2 protein-coding genes are annotated in these 20,356 nt (G+C 76.8%); both read left to right on the top strand.

Annotated features, from left to right (window positions below; genetic code table 11):
* Positions 1-9 precede the first annotated feature (9 nt).
* Complete coding sequence (locus ACF089_RS28590; protein WP_392032500.1) at positions 10-2,106, top strand: multicopper oxidase family protein; 2,097 nt, start codon at positions 10-12, stop codon at positions 2,104-2,106.
* A 336-nt stretch (positions 2,107-2,442) separates the two neighbouring features.
* A complete protein-coding gene (locus ACF089_RS28585) occupies positions 2,443-20,280 on the top strand; it encodes an amino acid adenylation domain-containing protein (protein ID WP_392032498.1) in 17,838 nt (5,945 codons plus the stop codon).
* The last annotated feature ends 76 nt before the right edge of the window (positions 20,281-20,356 follow it).

Raw genomic sequence — 20,356 nt, 5'->3', positions numbered from 1 at the left:
TGGGCGCCGGTGAGCGGGACTGAGAACAGGGCCGCCGGGAGCGGGGACGGGAGCGTTCCCACCGGCGGGGCGGCGAGCGGGTCCGCGGCCCGGCGGCGGGGCGACGGCCTCGGCAGACGCGGGTTCCTCGCCGGGGCCGGCGCCCTGGGCGGCGCGGTCGCCGTGGGCGCGGGCATGGTCCTCGCCGAGGGCCGGGGCCACGCGGCGGTCCCGCCCCGGCCCGATCTGATGACGGCCGCCCTGGGCACCCCGCTCGACGAGCTGCCCGGGGCCGCCGAGGCGGCGCGGTCGGCGGCGGCCGCCGCCCGGGCGCACCCCTCGGCCGGCCGCGCGTTACGGGCCGCCCGGCGGCTCACCCCGTTCCGGGACCCGCTGCCGGTGCCCCGGGTGCTGCGCGGCCGCAAGGGGCAGCTGACCGTGGCCCTCCGGGAGGCCCGCACACGGCTGCACAGCGGTCTGCCGCCCACCCGGCTCTGGACCTACGAGGGCTCTCACGTCGGGCCCACCATCGAGGCGCGGAGCGGTCGCCCGCTCCGCATCGCCTGGGAGAACGACCTCGGCGGGGACTTCCCCGTACCGGCCGTCCGGGTGCCCTTCGCCTACGATCCCGAGCTGCCGCTGATGTGGGACCGGCCCGGCCGCGAGGGCGTCGCCCCCCGGGCGGACGTGGCGCGGCTGCCCCCCTGGGCCGTGGTCCATCTGCACGGCGCGGTCACCGGCGGCGGCAACGACGGCTGGGCGGAGAACGCGGTCCTCCCCGGCGCCGCGCAGCTGGCCGAGTATCCCAACGAACAGCCCGCGGCGGGGCTCTGGTACCACGACCACGCCATGCACATCACCCATCTCAACGTGATGACGGGGCTGGGCTCCGGCTCCTATCTGATCCGGGACGGGGAAGAGGCGGAGCTGGGCCTCCCGTCCGGCGACCGCGAGATCCCGCTGGTCTTCTTCGACCGGAATCTCGATGTGGACGACGACGGCGAGTTCACCGGCGACCTCCTCTACAAGGGCATCGTCGTCATCGCCGAGCCCTATCAGCTGGTACGCCCCTTCACCGGGCCGTTCAACCTGGTCAACGGGGTGATCTGGCCCCATCTGGAGGTGTCCGCCGGCTGGTACCGCTTCCGTGCGCTCAACGCCTCCAACAGCCGTCCCTATCGCTTGAGGATCCTGGACGAGGAGGGCGCGGAAGTGCCGTCCGAGGCGCTGGTGATGATCGGCACGGACGCCGGGCTGCTGCCCCGGCCCGCCCCGGTCACCGACGGGGTGCCCCTCACTCCGGGGGAACGCGCCGATCTGCTGGTCGACTTCTCGCGCTACCGGGGACAGCGGCTGCGGCTCGTCAACGACTCCCCCGAGCCGGGCATCCGGCCCGATCTGATGCAGTTCCGCGTCGGGTCCCGGGCCGACGCGGGCGGCTTCGCCCCGCCCGCCGTGCTCGCCTCCTCCTTCTCCCCGCCCGGCCGCGCGGAGACCGCCGGGGCGACCGAGCGCCTGGTGGTCGTCACCCCCGTCTACCCCAAGGACCCGGAACTCTGGGAGATGGAGGAGACGGGGCCGCCGAGCGGCCCGCTGCCCATCGACGGGATCATCCAGATCGAGGAGGAGGACGGCTCCGTGCGGACGTTCGAACGCGTCGCCGCCACCTTCCACGACCCGGTGCGGTTCACCGTCCCCGCCGGGGCCACGGAGCGCTGGACGTTCCTGAGCCTGGAGAGATCCCCGGGCGCGTATCCGCACCCCATGCATCTGCACGCGGTCGCCTTCCAGGGCGTCAGCCGCGAGGTGTTCGACGTCAGCTCCTTCGAGTTCTTCGAGCGGGAGGGCGGCGGCTACGGCGCGGGCACCTCCAGACCGCTGAAGCGGATCCGTACGGGAACGCTCACCGCGGCCGAGCGGGGGCCCAAGGACGTCATCAGGCTCGCGCCCGCCGAACGCCTGACGGTGGCGGCCCGTTTCGACGGACCGCCCGGCCGGTTCATGCACCACTGTCACACCTATGAGCACGAGGACATGATGATGATGCGTCCCTTCCTCGTGCAGCCGAAGGCCGTTCTCGACCTGGCCCCGCACAGCGGTCACACCGGGTCCGGCGCACACCACTGACGCGGACCGCCGCGGCCGTCGGCCGCGGCGGTCTCCCCGGGCTTTCCCGGCCGCGGCGGCACGGCCCGGGAGCGGCCGCCGGCGCTTCCCGGCGGAAAGCCCGCCCCCTCCCCCTCCCCCGCGTCCGGGGCCCGTGAGAGGCCCGGACGCCGAAGACACCGGCCGTACGGACGCCGCCTCCCGACCGGGGGGAGACGTCCGGACGTTCACGCACACCGCCGTGCCTCCGGCCGGCGCACACCGCCGCCCGGCGCCCGGGCGCCGTACCGCCTCACCCCACGCATCCATGACCACCACCACCGGACTCGGGCGAGTCCGTCTGCCGGGAGATTTCGCATGAGCATCCGCCGTGACCGTCTGCCGCTCAGCGCGGCACAGCTCGGACTCTGGTCCGCTCAGCAGTTGGACCCGGCGAGCCCGGCGTATCTGACGGCCGAGTACGTGGAGCTGACCGGACCGCTGGACGAGACGGCCTTTCTCGCCGCGCTGCGGCGGACCCTGGCCGACGCCGACGGGCTGAGCGTGCGGTTCTCGGCCGAGGGCGAGAGCGTCCGGCAGGAGCCCGGGGCCGTGCCGCCCGGCGAGACCGCCGTGCTCGACCTCAGGGACGGGCCGGACCCCATGGCGCGGGCGCTGGAGTGGATGGAGCGCGAGCGCTCCGTCGCCGTCGACCTGGAGAGCGGGGAGCTGTACCGCCACGCCCTGCTGCGGACCGGTGAGCGCCAGTGGCTCTGGTACCACCGCTGCCACCACATCCTGCTCGACGGATACGGCTACCTCCGCTTCGCCGAACGCGTCGCCGAGGTCTACGGCGCGCTGAGCGCCGGACGCGCCCCCGAGGAGCACCGGCTCGGCTCCCTCCGCGATGTGCTGACGGCGGATCAGGAGTACGCGGGATCCGAACGCGAGCGCGCGGACGCCGCGTACTGGCACGCTCTGCTGGCCGACCGGCCCGAGCCCGGCACCCTCGCCGGCCGGGAGCCGGACGGCGCGGCCGGGCACTTCCTGCGGTGCCGGCGGACCCTGCCCGCGCCGGCCGCCGAGGCGCTGGAGGAATTCGCCCGCCGCGCCAGGGCGACCTGGCCGGAGGCGGTGCTGGCCGCCTGGGCGATCTATCTGACCCGGATCACCGCCCGCGACGAGGCGGTGCTCGCCCTGCCCGTCATGAACCGGACCGGCGGCGCACTGGCCCGGGTCCCCGCCACCACCGTCAACGTCGTGCCCCTGCGGATCGCCGTCGACGAGCGGACCGGCCTCGGCCCGCTCGTCCGCTCGGTCGCCCGCGCCCTCCGCGACCAGCGGCGTCACCAAGGCTACCGGGGCGAGCGGCTCCGCAGGGACCTGGGCCTGTCCGGGCGCGGCCGGCGGCTCTTCGGCCCCCAGGTCAACATCAAGCCCTTCCCCACCCGGCTCGCCTTCGGCGACTGCTCGGGAGTGACCCGCTATCTGGCGGCCGGGGCCGTCGACGATCTCACCGTGACCGTGAACGGCCTGCCCGGCGCCGACGGACTCGACGTCACCTTCGACGCCAACCCCCGGCTGTACGGGGCCGCCGAGACGGCCGCGCACACCGAGCGGTTCACCGCGCTCCTCGCCCGCCTCGGCGACCACGGCGACGACGCCCCGGTGGGCCGCCTCTCCCTGGCCGGCCCGGCCGAGCGGCGGCTGATCCTCGGCGACCGGCACCCCGACCCCCGGGCCCGGGCCGCCGAGGAGAGCCGGGCGGCCGGTCCGGCCCCCGACCTCTGGGCCGCCTTCGCCGACCAGGCCCGGCGCACCCCCGGCGCGGAGGCGGTGCGCGGCGGCGGCCGGCTCACGTACGGCGAACTCCACGCGCGTGCCGAGCGGCTCAGCCACACCCTGCGGAGCCGGGGCGCACGCCGGGGCGCGCTCGTCGCCGTCGCCCTGCCCCGCACCGAGGCGCTCGTGGTGACCCTGCTCGCGATCGTCCGCACCGGCGCGGGCTACATCCCGCTCGACCCGGACCAGCCGCGGAGCCGGGTCGGGCGGACGGTCGCCGACTGCGCCCCGGCGCTGCTGCTCGCCGAGCCGGGCCAGGAGTGGGACGTGCCCGTGCCGACGCTGGCCGTACGGGCGGACGGCACACCGGAGGACGACGCCGTCCACGCCCCCGGGCCCGCCGCCGTTCCGCACCCGGCCGACCCCGTGTGCGTCATCCACACCTCGGGCTCCACCGGCCGCCCCAAGGGCGTGGTCGTCACCCGGGGCGCGCTCGCCAATCTCCTCGCCTCCGTGGGCGATCTGCTCCGGCTCGGCGGCACGGACCGGATGCTGGCGGTGACCACCGTCTCCTTCGACATCGCCGCGACCGAACTCTTCCTGCCCCTGCTCGGCGGCGGCGCCGTGATCGTCGCCGACTCCGACCAGGTCCGCGACCCCTTCGCGCTCGGCGCGCTGATCCGGGCCGCCCGCCCCACCGTGATGCAGGCGACGCCCTCCCTCTGGCGCGTCCTGACCGAGGCCGTGCCGGACGATCTCGCCGGGCTGCGCCTCCTCACGGCGGGCGAGCCGCTGCTGCCCGATCTCGCCCGCACGCTGGGCGCGCTGGGCGCCGGGCCGGTCGTCAATCTCTACGGTCCCACCGAGACCACCGTGTACTCCGCGGCCGGCGAGGTGACCGCCGACGACGGCCCCCCGCACGTCGGCCGGCCGGTCCGGCACACCCGGCTCCTCGTCCTGGACCGGGCGCTCGCCCCGATGCCCGCCGGGCACACCGGTGAGCTGTACATCGGCGGCGCGGGAGTGGCCCAGGGCTATCTGGGCCGGCCCGCGCTGACGGCCGAGCGCTTTCTCGCCGATCCCTTCGGACCGCCCGGCAGCAGGCTGTACCGGACCGGCGACCTGGCCCGGCGGCGTCCCGACGGTCTGCTGGAGATCGCCGGCCGGGCCGACCAGCAGCTGAAGATCCGGGGGCACCGGGTCGAACCGGGCGAGATCGAGGCGGCGCTGCTGGAGCACCCCGGCGTACGGGAGGCGGCGGTCGTCGCCCGTCCGGGGCCGGACGGGGACCTCGTGCTGGTCGCGTACCACACCGGCCCGGCGGGGCCGCAGGATCCGGCGGAGGAGCTGCGGGCGCATCTCGCGGCCCGGCTGCCGGACCATCTGCTGCCCGCGTTCCACGTCCGTCTGGACGAACTGCCGCGCACCGCCAACGGCAAGACCGACCGCGCGGCGCTGCCCGAGCCCGTGCGCCCGGAGCCGGCCGAGCACGGCGGCCGGGCCCCCGCGTCCGCCGCCGAGACCCTGCTGTGCGGGCTGTTCGCGCGGGTGCTCGGGGTCGCCGGAGCCGGACCGGACGACGACTTCTTCGCCCTCGGCGGGCACTCGCTCACCGCCGCCCGGCTGGTCACCGCGGTCCGCGCCGAGGCCGGGGCCGAACTGACCGTGCGTTCGCTCTTCGACCGTCCCACCCCGGCCCGGCTCGCCGTGGCCCTGGAGCGGGCCCGGGCCGCCCGGGAGCCGCTGCGGCCCCGGCCGAGGCCGGCCCGGCTGCCGCTCTCCGCCGGTCAGCGCCGGCTCTGGTTCCTGGAGCGGTCGGGCGAGCCGGGCGGGGCGTACAACATCCCGCTCGCGCTGCGCGTCCACGGGCCGTTGGACTTCCGGGCGCTGCGGTCGGCCGTGGGCGATCTGCTGGAGCGGCACGAGATCCTCCGTACGATCGTCCCGGCCGTCGCGGGCGAGCCCTTCCAGCGGATCCTGGACCCGGCGGAGGCGGCCCCCGCCGTCTCCCGGCACCGGGTGCCCGAGGACGTGGCCGAGCGGCGGATCGCCGCGGAGGCCGCGCGTCCGTTCGACATCGAGGCCGAGATCCCACTGCGGGTCGCGGTGTTCTCCACCGCCCCCGACCGTCACACCGTGCTGGTGGTGCTGCACCACATCGCGGGCGACGAGTGGTCCCTGCCGCCGCTGCTGGGCGATCTGGGCGCCGCGTACACGGCCCGCGCCCGGGGGCGCGCCCCGGGCTGGACCCCGCTGCCGGTGAGCTACGCGGACTTCACCCTCTGGCAGCGGGAGACCGGCCGCGACGAGCGGGAGCTGAGCGAGCACTGGCGGGAGCGGCTGCGCTCCGCGCCCGAACGGCTGACCCTGCCCTGGGCGGGCTCCGGCGTCTCGGCGGAGCCCGGGGCGGACGGCCCCGACCGGGCCGCGGTCCTCGACTTCCCGCTCGGCGCGGAGCTCCACGCCCGGGTGCGGGACCTCGCGCTGCGCACCCGCACCACCACCTTCATGGTGCTGCACGCCGCCTTCGCCGCCACTCTCTCCCAGCTGGGCTGCGGCGAGGACATCGTGCTCGGCGCGCCGGTCGCCGGACGCGACGACGAGGCGCTCCGGGACTCCGTCGGCTTCTTCATCAACACCCTGGTGCTCCGCGCCGACCTCGGCGGCCGCCCCACCTTCCTGGAGCTGCTGGAACGGATCCGGGAGACCGACCTCGCCGCCCTCGCCCACCAGGAGCTGCCGTTCGACAAGATCGTGGAGGCGGTCAACCCGGCCCGGCTGCCCGGGGTCAACCCGCTCTTCCAGGTGCTGTTCGCGGTACGGGAGGAGCTGCCCGCCGACCCCGTCCTCCCCGGGCAGCAGGGCCGCCCGGTGCTGGTGAACACGGGCCACGCCAAGTTCGACCTCCAGCTCACCGTCAGCGAGGACACCGTCCTCGGCGGGGCCACCGGCCAGTTGGAGTACCGCACCCGGCTGTGGACCCCCCAGGCCGCCGCCCGCACGGCCGCCGCCTATCTGCTGCTCCTGGAGCGGATGACCGCCGACCCGGAGCGGCCGGTGGCCGTCACCGAGCTGCTGACCGCCGGGGAGCGGGCCCAGCTCGGCGCGGAGCACACCGCGCCCGTACGCGAGGTGCCCGGCGTCTCGCTCGCCCGGCTCTGCGCCGACCAGGCGGCCCGGACGCCCGGACGGACCGCGCTGGTCAGCGGCGGCGAACAGCTGACCCACGGGGAACTCGACGACCGGGTCGCCCGGCTCGCCCGGCTGCTCGCCGAGCACGGCGCGGGCGAGGGGCGCCTGGTCGGGGTCAGCCTCCCGCGCGGGGCCGATCTCCTGATCACCCTGCTCGCCGTCGCCCGCACCGGCGCCGCCTATGTGCCCGTCGACCCCGACTTCCCCGCCGGCCGGATCCGGCAGCTGCTCACCGACGCGCGCCCCGACCTGCTGGTCACCGACCGGGCGACCGCGGCCGCCGCGGGCCCGGTGACCGGCCGGACCCTCCTGCTCGACGATCCGGACGTACGGCGGGCCCGGGACGGGGCCGCGCCGCTGCCGCCCGCCCCCGCGCGGCACGGCGCGCACCCCGCGTACGTCATCCACACCTCCGGCTCCACCGGCCGCCCCAAGGGCGTCGTGGTGACCGAGGCCGCCGTCGCCAACTTCCTGCTCTGCCTCGCCGAGACGCTGGAGTTCACCGGCCGGGAGCGGCTGCTCGCCGTCACCACCGTCGGCTTCGACATCGCCGTGCTCGAACTCTTCCTGCCGCTGATCACCGGCGGCACGGTGGTCCTCGCCGACCGCGAGCAGGTGCGGGACCCGGCGCTGCTCGCCCGGCTCCTCGCCGCCAGCGGCGCCACCGTCATGCAGGCCACCCCCTCGCTGTGGCGTTCGCTGACCGAGACCGCCCCCGAGGCGGTGCGCGGGGTGCGCGCCCTGGTGGGCGGCGAGGCGCTCGCCCCCGATCTCGCGGTCGCGCTCGCCGGGCGCTCGGCGGGACTCGTCAATCTGTACGGCCCCACCGAGACCACCGTCTGGTCCACCGCCGCCGCCCTGGACGGGCGTTCCGCCGCCGCGCCGCACGCCGGCCGCCCGCTGTGGAACACCCGCGCCCATGTCCTCGGGCGCGGTCTCCGCCCGGTGCCCACCGGGGTGACGGGCGAGCTGTATCTCGCCGGGGACGGGGTGGCGCAGGGCTATCTCGGACAGCCCGGTCTGACCTCCGAGCGCTTCACCGCCGAGCCCGGCGGGCCGTACGGCAGCCGGATGTACCGGACCGGCGACCTGGCCCGGCGGCGTCCCGACGGCACCCTGGAGATCGTCGGGCGGGCCGACCACCAGGTGAAGATCCGGGGCCACCGGGTCGAGCCCGGCGAGGTCGCCGCCGCCCTGCGCACCGACCCCAGGGTCCGGGACGCGGCGGTGGTCCCCCACACCGGCGCGGACCATCCCGCGCCCCGGCTGGTCGCCTATCTCACCGGCCCCCGCGACGCGGCCGAGGCCGCCGAGGTCAGGGAGGCCCTCGCCGAACGGCTCCCCGCGCATCTGGTGCCCGCGCTCTGTGTGGTGCTCGACGCCCTGCCGCTCACCCCCAACGGCAAGCTGGACCGGGCCGCGCTGCCCGCGCCCCGGCTCGCCGCCCTCGGCGGACGGGCCCCCCGGGGCCGGCGCGAGGAACTCCTCGCCGCGCTCTTCGCCGAGGTCCTCGGCGTGCCGGAGGTCGGGGCCGACGACGACTTCTTCGCCCTCGGCGGGCACTCCCTGCTCGCCGCCCGGCTGGCGGGGCGCACCGCCGGGGCGCTCGGCCGCGCCCTGACCGTACGCGAGGTCTTCGACGCCCCGACCGTCGCCGGGCTCGCCGCCCGTACCGCGCCGGCCGGCGCGGCCCTGCCCGTACCGGAGGCCCGGCCGCTGCCCGAACGGCCGCCGCTCTCCCCCGCGCAGGCCCGGCTCTGGTTCCTCGGCCGGCTCGACGGGCCCGTCCCGGACGCGGCCCCCGCCTATCAGCTGCCGTTCGTCCTCACCCTGGACGGCGAGGTCGACGCGGCCGCGCTCACCGCCGCCGTCGGCGATGTCGTCGCCCGGCACGAGGTGCTGCGGACCGTCTTCCCGGACGCCGAGGGCGATCCGTACCAGCGAATCCTGCCCGCCGGCGCGCCGGTGACGGTCCGGTCCGCGACCGGCCCCGGCGACACCGCGCGGATCCTCGACGAACTCTGCCGCGAGCCCTTCGATCTGGCGGCCGAGCCGCCGCTGCGGGTCACCCTGCTCCAGGAGCCCGGGCGCACCACCGTTCTGCTGCTGCTGCACCACATCGCGGGCGACGAGGGATCGGTCGAACCGCTGCTCACCGATCTCTCCGCCGCCTACGCCGCCCGGCTGGCGGGCGAGCCGGGCGGTCTGCCGCCGCTGTCGCTGACCTGTGCCCAGCACGCGCTGTGGCAGCGGGAGCTGCTCGACGGGGAGCGGTACCGTCCGCAGCTCGACTTCTGGCGGCGGACCCTGGCCGGGTCGCCCGCCGAGCTGACGCTGCCGGCGGACCGGCCGCGTCCGGCCCGGCCCAGCGGCCGGGGCGGTCTCGTCCCCTTCGAGCTGCCCGACGAGACCGCGCGCGGCCTGCGCGAACTAGCCCGGGAGAGCGGGGTCACGCCGTTCATGGCGGTGCAGGCCGCCGTGGCCGCGCTGCTGAACGCCCTCGGCGCGGGGGACGACATCCCCCTGGGGGTGCCCACCTCGGGACGTGACCGCGCGACCGAGGAGCTGGTCGGCTTTCTCGTCAACACCCTGGTCCTGCGGACCGATCTCTCCGGGAACCCCGGCTTCCGGGAGCTGCTCGGCCGGGTCCGCGCCACCACGCTGGACGCCTTCGACCACGCCGACGTGCCGTTCGAGCGGGTGGTGGAGGAGCTGAATCCCGAGCGGTCCGCCGCCAATCCGCTGTTCCAGGTGATGCTCACCCACCGCACCCGTACCGCGCCGCCGTTCACCGCGCCGGGCGTCACCGCGGATCTCGCGGTCCGGGAGACCGGCGCGGCCAAGTTCGATCTGCTCATCGGCTTCACCGACCACCCGGACTCCGGGCGGATCGACGGGGCGGTCAACTACAGCGCCGATCTCTTCGACGCCGACACCGCCGAGGGCCTCGCCCGGCGTCTCGTCACGCTGCTGACGGCGGCCGTCGCCGAGCCCGATCTGCCGGTCGGACGGCATGATCTGCTGACGGCCGGCGAGCGGCGCACCCTGCTGGACGACTGGAACCCGCCCGCGCCGGACGCCGGAGCGCCCGAGACCGGGCTGCCCGACGTGGTCGAGCGCTTCGCCGCCGCCGTCGCCTCGGCCCCGGAGGCGATCGCGGTCACCCATGAGGGCCGCTCGCTCAGCTACGCCGAACTCGACCGGCGCACCGACGCGCTCGCCCGGCAGCTCATCGCCCGGGGCGCGGGGCCCGAGGAGCGGGTGGCGCTGCTGCTGCCGCGCTCGACCGCCCTGGTGGAGGCGGTCGTGGCGGTGGCCAAGACGGGGGCCGCGTATGTGCCGCTGGACCCGGCCCACCCCGCCGACCGGCTCGCCCGCACCCTGGACGCCGCCGATCCGCTGCTCCTGCTGACCGACACGGACATCGACGGGCACGCCGCCACCGCCCTGGCGCTCGCCGCCGGGGCCGGGGACCGGCGGCCGGTGGTGCTGAATCCGAGCCGGCTCGCCGCCGGCCGCGACGGGCTGCCCGCCGGTCCCGTCACCGACGCGGAGCGCACCGCGCCGCTCCACCCCGACCACGCCGCCTATCTCATCCACACCTCCGGATCCACCGGCCGGCCCAAGGGCGTGGTCGTCTCCCGGCGCGGTCTCGCGCGGCTCTTCGACGCCACCCGGGAGCGTTTCGCCTTCGGCCCGGACGATGTGTGGACCCTCTTCCACTCGTACGCCTTCGACTTCTCCGTCTGGGAGATGTGGGGCGCGCTGCTGCACGGCGGCCGGCTCGTCGTCGTCCCGAAGGACCTCACCCGCTCCGCCCCCGACTTCCTGCGGCTGCTCCACCGCGAGGGCGTGACCGTCCTCAACCAGACCCCGTCCGCCTGCTACCAGCTCACCGAGGCCCTGACCGCGCCCGGCTCCCCCGGGGTCCCGCCGTCGCTCCATTGGCTCGTCTTCGGCGGCGAGGCGCTCGACGTCGCCCGCGTCGCCTCCTGGACGGCCGGACCGGACGCGCCCCGGCTGGTCAACATGTACGGGATCACCGAGACCACCGTCCATGTCACGGCGTACGACCTCACTCCCGAGCGGGTCGCCCGGGCCGTGGCCGAGGGCGCGGGCCCGATCGGCCGCGCCATCGGCGATCTGCGGCTGCGGGTGCTGGACGGGGCGCTGCGCCCGGTCCCGGCCGGGGTCGTCGGGGAGCTGTACGTCGCGGGTCCCGGGCAGGCGCGGGGGTATCGGGGGCAGCACGGGCTCACCTCGGCCCGGTTCGTCGCCGATCCGTACGGTCCGCCCGGCTCGCGCATGTACCGCAGCGGGGATCTGGCGCGCTGGTCCCGGGACGGACAGCTGATCCATCTGGGCCGGGCCGACCGGCAGGTCTCGCTGCGCGGCTTCCGGGTGGAGACGGCCGAGATCGAGTCCGTGCTCCGCACCCGGGGCGGGGTCCCCTCGGCGGCCGTGGTGCTGCGCGGCGATCTGCCCACCGGGCCCGGTCTGGTGGCGTACATCACCGGCGGCGCGCCCGCCGCCGAACTCCGCGCGGTCTGCGCCGCCGCCCTGCCCGACCACATGGTGCCGTCCGCCTTCGTCTCCCTGGACCGGCTGCCGCTGACCGTGAACGGCAAGCTCGACGAGGCCGCGCTGCCGCTGCCGGAACGGGACCGGTCGGCGGGCGGGCGACCGCCCGGCACCGCGCGGGAGCGGGCCCTCGCCGGGCTGTACCGGGAGGTGCTCGGCTGCGGTCCGGTCTCCGTGGACGACGACTTCTTCGCCCTGGGCGGGCATTCGCTGCTGGTGACCCGGCTCGCGGGGCGCGTCCGCGCGGAACTCGGCCGTCCGGTGTCGGTGCGCGACCTGTTCGAGACCCGTACGGTCGCCGGTCTCGCCCGGCTCCTCGACGGCGCGGACGGCGGTTCGGGCAGCGGCGCGGACGGCGGCTCTGTCGTACCGGCGCCGCTCGCCCCGCTCCCGAGGCCGGAACGGCTCCCGCTCTCCCCGGCCCAGGCCCGGCTCTGGTTCCTGCACCGGCTCGCCGGATCGGCCACCACCTACACGGTGCCGCTGCTGCTGCGCTTCGGCGGGCCGGTGGACGCGGAGGCGCTCGGGCGGGCGCTGGCCGCGCTCGTCGAGCGGCACGAGATCCTGCGCACCGTCTATCCCGAGTCCGAGGGGCAGCCGGTCCAGCGGGTCCTGCCCGCGATCGCGCCCCGGCTGGAGCGGGTCACCGTGCCGGCGGACGAGACCGGTCCGGGGCGTGGGAGCGGGCTCGGGGACGGTACGACGTCCAACGGCCCGGGACGCGAGAGCCGGCTCGGAGACGGTACGACGTCCAACGGCCCGGGACGCGAGAGCCGGCTCGGAGACGGTACGACGTCCAACGGCCCGGGACGCGAGAGCCGGCTCGGGGACGGCGCGGGCGGTGCGGCCGGGTCCGAGGGGAGCGCCGGGCCGGATCCGTTCGCGCGGGCCGCCCGGCTCCTCGCCGACGTCGAGTTCGATCTGCGGACCGAGCCGCCGCTCCGCGCCCATCTGCTCACCGGCCCGGACGGGACCGCCGCGCTGCTGCTGGTGCTGCACCACATCGCCACCGACGAGTGGTCCACCGGGCCGCTGGTGCGCGATCTCGCCCTGCTGTACGACGCCGTGCTCCGGCGGGCCCCTCGGCCGCCCGCGCCCCGGCTCCAGTACGCCGACCACACCCTGCGGCAGGAGCGGGACCTCGCGGAGACCGCACCCGGGCTGCTCGCCCACTGGCGCGAGGCCCTCGCGGGCGCGCCCGCCGAGATCCCGCTGCCGCTGGACCGGCCCCGCCCCGAGGAGATCGACCAGCGCGGCGACTCCGTCGAGTTCGCCGTACCCGCCGGGATCCACCGGACCGCGGCGCGGCTCGCGGCCGACAGCGGGGCGACCCTCTTCATGACGTTCCAGGCGGCGCTGGCCGCGCTGCTCACCGCCCACGGCGCGGGGACCGATCTGCCGCTGGGCACCGTGGTCGACCAGCGCGGCGACGAGGCGCTCCAGGAGCTTCCCGGGCTGATCTCCAACACCGTCGTCCTGCGCACCGACACCTCGGGCGACCCCACCTTCCGCGAACTCCTGGAGCGGGTCCGCCGCACCGATCTGGACGCCTTCGAGCACGCCGCGCTCCCCTTCGAGCGGCTGGTGGACGAGATCCGCCCGGAGCGTTCGCTCTCCCGGCATCCGCTCTTCCAGGTGGCGGTGATCCACCAGAACGAGTCCGTCGCGCGGCCGGAGTTCAGGGGCGCGCCGGCCCGGGCCGAACTCGTGGAGACCCGGGGCGCGAAGTTCGATCTCACCCTCGCCGTGGTGGAGCGCGCCGGGACGGACGGGCTGCGGGCCGCCTTCAACTACCGTACGGCGCTCTTCGACCGGTCCACCGCGACCGCGCTCGGGGTCCGGCTGACCCGGCTCCTCGCATGGTTCTGCGCCCATCCCGATCTGCCGATCGGCGCGGCGCCGCTGATGGACGGGGACGAGTCGCGGCAGGCGCTCGCCCAGGCCTCGGGCCCGGTGCGCGAACTGCCCGGGACGACCCTGGTGGAGCTGGTGCGCGAGACCTGCGCCCGGACGCCCGGCGCACCGGCGCTGCGCGACGGTGAACGGGTGTGGAGCCGGGCCGAGTTCGACGCCGAGGCGGATCTCCTCGCCCGCCGGATCGCCGCCCGGATCGCCCGCGCGGGCACGGACCGGGACACGGGCCGGGACACGGACGCGGACGCGGGCACGGGCACGGACGCGGGCCGGGGGCAGGTGGTCGCCGTGTCGCTGCCGCGCTCGGCGGAGCTGGTCCTCGCCGTGCACGCCGTGCAGCGCGCCGGGGCCGCCTATCTGCCCATCGACCCCGAACTGCCCGAGGCCCGGGTCCGCGAGCTGCTCGCCGACTCCGGGGCCGTCCTCCTCGTCGGCGCGGGGGAGCGCTCCGGCGACGCGGCGGAGCGGCCGCCGTACCTCGACCTCGCCGCACCCGCCGAGGCCGCCGAGGCCGCCGAGGCCGGATCCGGCGCGCTCCGGCCGCCCTCCCCCGCCGACCCGGCCTATCTGATCTTCACCTCGGGCTCCACCGGCCGTCCCAAGGGCGTCGCCGTGCCGCACTCGGCGATCGTCAACCGGCTGCTGTGGGCGCAGGACGCCCACCGCCTCACCGCCGGGGACCGGGTGCTGCTGAAGACCCCGGCGAGCTTCGACGTATCGGTGTGGGAGCTGTTCTGGCCGTTCCTCGCCGGTGCGACCCTGGTGGTCGCCGGGCCCGACGACCACCGCGACCCGGCCCGGATCGCCGGGCTGCTGAGCGAACACTCCATCACCACCGTGCACTTCGTGCCGTCGATGCTGGCCGCCTTCACCGCCGTCGCCACCGCCGGGCAGTGCGCGAGCCTGCGCCGTGTCATCGCCAGCGGCGAGACCCTGCCCGCCGCGACCGCCGCCCGGCTGCGGAGCCTCGCGCCCCACGCCGAGCTGCACAATCTGTACGGTCCCACCGAGGCGGCGGTGGACGTCACCGCCCACCGCGTCACGGCGCGCGACGTCGACGCCGGCCGGATCCCCATCGGCCGGCCGGTCTGGAACACCACGGCGGTCGTGCTCGACGCCGCGCTCCGCCCCGCGCCCGCCGGCGTCCCCGGCGAGCTGTATCTCGCGGGCGCGCAGCTCGCCCTCGGCTATCACGGTCGGGCCGCGCTCACCGCCGAACGCTTCACCGCCGCCCCCGCCGGCCTCGGCCTGCCGCCCGGCGCCCGGCTCTACCGCACGGGCGATCTGGCCGCGCGGCGGCCGGACGGGACCCTCGACCATCTCGGGCGCGCCGACGACCAGATCAAACTGCGCGGGCGGCGGATCGAGCCCGGCGAGATCCAGGCCGTGCTGGACGCTCATCCGGGCGTCGAGCACAGTGCGGTGACCGCGCACACCGACCCGGCCACCGGCGCGGTCCACCTCATCGGCTATGTGGTGCCGGCCGGCGCGGACGGGGCGACGGGCCTCTCCACTCTGCCCGGGCATCTCGCGGAGCGGCTGCCGGCCGCCCTGGTGCCCACGGTGATCGTCCCGGTGGCCGCCCTCCCGGTGACGCGCAACGGCAAGCTGGACCGGGCCGCGCTGCCCGCGCCCGAACTCGCCTCCCAGGAGGTCTGGGCGGAGCCCGTCAGCGAGGAGGAGCGGCTGCTCGCCGGGCTCTTCGGCGAGCTGCTGAGCGTCGAACGGGTCGGTCTCGACGACAGCTTCTTCGCCCTCGGCGGCGACAGCATCCTCTCCATCCAGCTGGTCGGCGCGGCCCGCAAGGCGGAGCTGCGGTTCACCCCGCAGGACGTGTTCCGCCACCGCACCGTGCGCGGTCTGCTCTCGGCCGCCGCGCGGTCCGGGGAGCCCGCCGCCTCCGGCGCGGGTGACCCGTCGTCCCCCGTTCCGCCGGACGGCGGGCGCGGGCCGCTCACCCCGCTCCAGGAGGGGCTGCTCTTCCTCTCCCAGTACGACGCGGACACCGGGTCCGCGCCCGGGCCGGACGCGCTCGACGTCTACCACGTACAGGTCGTGCTGCGGCTGAGCGGCGCGGCGATCGACCGGGAGCGGCTGCGGACCGCGCTCACGGCCGTGCTGGACCGGCACGCCCCGCTCCGTACGGCGTTCACCGCCGAGGACGGGGTGTGGGCCCAGCGGGCCCTCGCCGGGGTGTCCGCCGAGGTCGACGAGGTGGATCTGCGCCGCCGCAGGCCCCGGGAGCGGGACCGCCGCGCGCGGCGGCGCGCCGAGGACGACCGGGTGCGCCGTTTCGACCTCGCCGAGCCGCCGCTGCTGCGCGCGACCCTCGTCCGGCTGGAGGACACCACCGCCGAGCTGATCCTCACCGGGCACCATCTCGTCCTCGACGGCTGGTCGCTCCCGCTGCTCGTCCGGGAGCTGCTGCGGCTGTACGGCGGGGCCGAACTCGCCCCCGCCCCGCACTACCCCGACTATCTGCGCTGGCTCGCCGAGCGGGACACGGAGGGCGCTCGGGAGGCCTGGCGCGCCGCGCTGGACGGGGTCGCCGAGCCGACGCTGCTGGCGCCGGACGAGCCCGGGGACGCCGAACTCCCCGAGGAGCGCACGATCACGCTCGACGCGGCGCTGACCGCGCGGCTGGGCGCGTTCGCCCGGGAGCGGGAACTCACGCTGAGCGTGCTGGTCCAGACGGTGTGGGCGCTGGTGCTCGGGGCCGCGACCGGCCGCCGGGACGTGGTCTTCGGGACCGTCGTCGCGGGCCGTCCCGGTGAGCTGCCGGAGGCGGCGGACATGATCGGGCTCTTCGTCAACACCGTGCCCGTACGCGTCGCGCTCCGCCCGGAGGAGACGCTCGGGGAGCTGCTGCGGCGGGTCCGGGACTCCTTCACCGATCTGCTGCCGCACCATCACCTCGGGCTCGCGGACATCCAGCGCGCCGCCGGGCACGGCGTTCTCTTCGACACCCTGACCGCGCTGGAGAACTATCCGGCCGACAGCCCGGATTCGCTCGGCGCGGCGGCGGGGCTCGGGATCGACGGGGTGAGCGGACGGGACGCCACCCACTATCCGCTCACCTTCGTCGCGGTCCCCGGCCCCGAGCTGACGCTGCGGCTGGCCCACCGGCCGCGGGCCGTCCCCGCCGAGCGGGTCGCCGCGCTCGCCGACCGGGCCCGGCACCTCCTCACCACGCTGGTGGACGCGCCGGACACCTCGGTCGGCGCGCTGGACGTGCTGGTGGCACGGGAGCGGGAGCTGCTCGACGCCCAGACCTCGGGCCCCGCCGCACCGCCCGCGCGGAGCTGGGCACGGCTCGTCATGGACCAGGTGGCGGCCCGTCCCGAGGCGATCGCCGTGGACGCGCCCGGAATCTCGCTGACGTACGCCCGGCTCGCCGACCGGGCCGGCCTGCTGGCCGCGCGGCTCGCCGCCGCCGGGGTCCGCCCCGGCGCGCTGGTCGCCGTCGTGCTGCCGCGCTCCGTCGACCTGGTCGTGGCCCAGCTCGCCGTACAGCTCGCGGGGGCCGCCCACTTGCCTGTCGACCCCGGCTATCCGGACGACCGCATCCACGCGATGCTCACCGACGCGTCTCCCGCGCTGGTGCTCACCGGCCGGTCCCAGGCCGAGCGCCACCCGGGGGCCCTGCTGGTGGACGCGCCGGGGGCGCCGTGGGCGTACGCCCCAGGGACTCCACGGACGGCTGACGCGCCGGCGGCGGAGACGGACGGCCCCGCGCCCGGCGGCCCGGACGACCGGGACGGGGTACGGGGCGACGGCCCCGCGCCCGACGCCTCGGGCGGCCGCCACGGGGCGGCGGGCGACAGCCGGCGGTCCGGCGGCGAGGCGGCGGGCGACAGCGCACCCGCCGACAGCACCGCCCCCGGCGGCGAGGCGGCGGAGGGCAACCGCCCCCGTGCGGAAGGCCGCGACGGCCCCGCCCCCGGCGGTGCGGAGGGTCATCGCGCGCTCACCCCCCAGCACCCCGCCTATGTCATCTACACCTCCGGCTCCACCGGCCGTCCCAAGGGTGTGGTCACCACCCACCACGGGCTGGCCGCGCTCGCCGCCGCGCAGGCGGAGCGGCTCCGTGTCGATCCCGGCAGCCGGGTGCTCCAGCTGGCCTCGCCGTCCTTCGACGCGTCCGTCATGGAGAGCCTGATGGCCCTCGCCACCGGGGCGACGCTCGTCGTTCCCGAGCCGGGGCCGCTCGCGGGCGAACTGCTCGGCGAGACCATCGCCGCCCGCCGGATCACCCATGCCCTGATCCCGCCGACCGCCCTCACCGGGCTGGAGCCGGACGGTCTGGAGACCCTGCGGACCCTGGTCGTCGGCGGTGAGGCGTGCTCCGCGCCGCTGGCGGCCCGCTGGGCCCCCGGCCGCCGCATGATCAACGCGTACGGGCCGACCGAGGCGACCGCCTGCGTGACCATGAGCGAGCCGCTCGTACCGGGCGGGACGCCGCCGATCGGCGGGCCGCTCACCGGGGTGCGCCTCCATGTCCTGGACACCATGCTGCGGCCCGCGCCCCCGGGGGCCGTGGGCGAGCTGTACGCCGCCGGGCCCGGGGTGGCCCAGGGCTATCTCGGCCGTCCCGGGCTCACCGCCGAACGCTTCACCGCCGAGCCCGGCGGGCCGCCCGGCAGCCGGATGTACCGCACCGGCGACCTGGTCTCCCGCGACGAGCGGGGCGTCCTGCGCTACCACGGGCGCGGCGACGACCAGATCAAGATCCGGGGATTCCGGGTGGAGCCGGGCGAGATCGCGGCCGCGCTCCAGTCGGATCCGGCGGTCCGCACCGCCGCGGTGACGGTCCGGCAGGACGGTGCGGGAGGGCCGCGACGGCTCGTCGGCTATCTCGTCCCCGCCGATCCGTCCGCCGCGATCGACACCGACGCGGTGCGCGCCGGGCTCGCCCGCTCGCTGCCCGACCACATGGTGCCCGGCGCGCTGGTGACCGTGGACGCCCTCCCCGTCACCCCGAACGGCAAGCTCGACACGGCGGCCCTGCCCGCACCCGACTTCTCCGCCGCCGCCGGCCGGGCGGCCTGCGGGACACCGGAGGAGGAGCGCCTCGCCGCGGTCTTCGCCGCCGTTCTGCGGCTGCCCGCCGTCGGGGCCGAGGACGACTTCTTCGCCCTCGGCGGCGACAGCATCCTCTCCATCCAGCTGGTCGCCCGCGCCCGCGCCGCCGGAGTCCGGGTGACGCCGCGGGAGATCTTCGAGCACCCGACCGTACGGCGGCTCGCGGCGCTGGTCGCCGAGCGCGACCCGGTCACGGCCGGCGCGGCGCCCGGCGACCCCGCGCCGGCGACCGGGGAGGCCCCGCTGACCCCGGTCATGCGCTGGCTGGCCGGGCGGCGCGGCCCCTTCGGCCGGTTCAGCCAGTCCATGCTGCTCACCCTGCCGCCGGGGATCGGCGACGAGGCCCTCGCCCGGGTGCTCGGCGCGGTGCTGGACCGGCACGACGCGCTGCGCGCGCGGGCGGACCTCGCGGCGGGGACGTTCTTCGTGCCCCCGGGCCCGTACGACACCGCGGATCTGCTCGAACACGGCGAGGGGGACGGCCGGTTCGACGACGCGGGGCTCGCGCGCGAGGTGGACCGGCTGGCCGCGGGGCTCGATCCGGCGGCCGGGCGGATGGTGCGCGCCCGTGTCTGGCGGCCCGGCGGACCGGGGAGCGGCCGGCTGCTGCTGGTCGTCCACCATCTGGTCGTGGACGGGGTCTCCTGGCGGATCCTGCTGGACGATCTCGCCCAGGCGTGGAGCGCGGTCGCCGAGGGCCGCGCACCCGCACTCGCCCCGGTGCCGACCTCCTTCCGGGGCTGGGCGCACGCCCTGACCGAGCGGGCCGCCGGGCGCGCCGCCGAGCTTCCGCTCTGGCGGGAGGCGCTCACGGCCCCCGGGGCGCTCCCCCGGATCGCCCCCGGCCGCACCGGCGCCGTGGGCCGGGCCCGCCACCGGATCGTGGCGCTGCCCGCCGGGACCACCCGGACGCTGCTGACGACGGCCGTCGAGCGCCACGGCGCCCGGGTCCAGGACGTCCTGCTGGCGGCCCTGGCCGGTGCGGTGCGCGACTGGAGCGGTACGGACCGGGTGAGCTTCCCGGTCCATGTGGAGGGGCACGGCCGGGAGCAGCAGATCGCCGAAGGGCTCGATCTCGCCCGTACGGTGGGCTGGTTCACCAGCGTCTACCCGGTGCGGCTGACGGCGGCGAGGAGCGACTCGTACGCCGAGATCGTCGCCCGGGTGCGCGACGATCTGGCCCGCGTTCCCGACAGCGGGATCGGCTACGGGCTGCTGCGGTATCTCCACCCGGACTCGGGCGAGGCGCTGGCCGCGCTGCCGGAGCCCGCTCTCGCCTTCAACTACCTGGGCCGTTTCACGGGCTCGGGGGGCGCGGCCGGCGAACGGCCGTGGACGGGGGCGGCGGAGGCCGGAGTCCTCGGCGGGTCCGTCGACGCGGAACTGCCCATGGCCCACGCGGTGGAACTGAACGCGGTCACCCGCGACACGGACGCGGGGCCCCGTCTGCGCACCCGGCTGACGTGGTCGCCGGAGGCGCTCGCCGACGCGGACGCCGAGGAACTGGCGGAGCGGTGGACGGCCGCCCTCACCGGTGTCGCCGAGTCGGCCGCCCTGCCCGGCGGCCGGGGACCGGCGTCCCGGGCCGCACCGAACGGCGCGGCCCTGTCGCCGCTCAGCGCCGAACAGACAGCACTGCTCGCAGCCCGATGGAGGAACCGGTGAGTGTCAGGGAGAACGCCGACCGAAGGAACGGCGGCGGGGACGGAAGCGGGAGCGGTGTCAGTGACGGCGGCGGCAG

The sequence above is a fragment of the Streptomyces sp. NPDC014894 genome (assembly GCF_043080985.1).
Lineage (GTDB): Bacteria > Actinomycetota > Actinomycetes > Streptomycetales > Streptomycetaceae > Streptomyces.
This window is presented reverse-complemented; position numbering and strand designations above follow the sequence as displayed.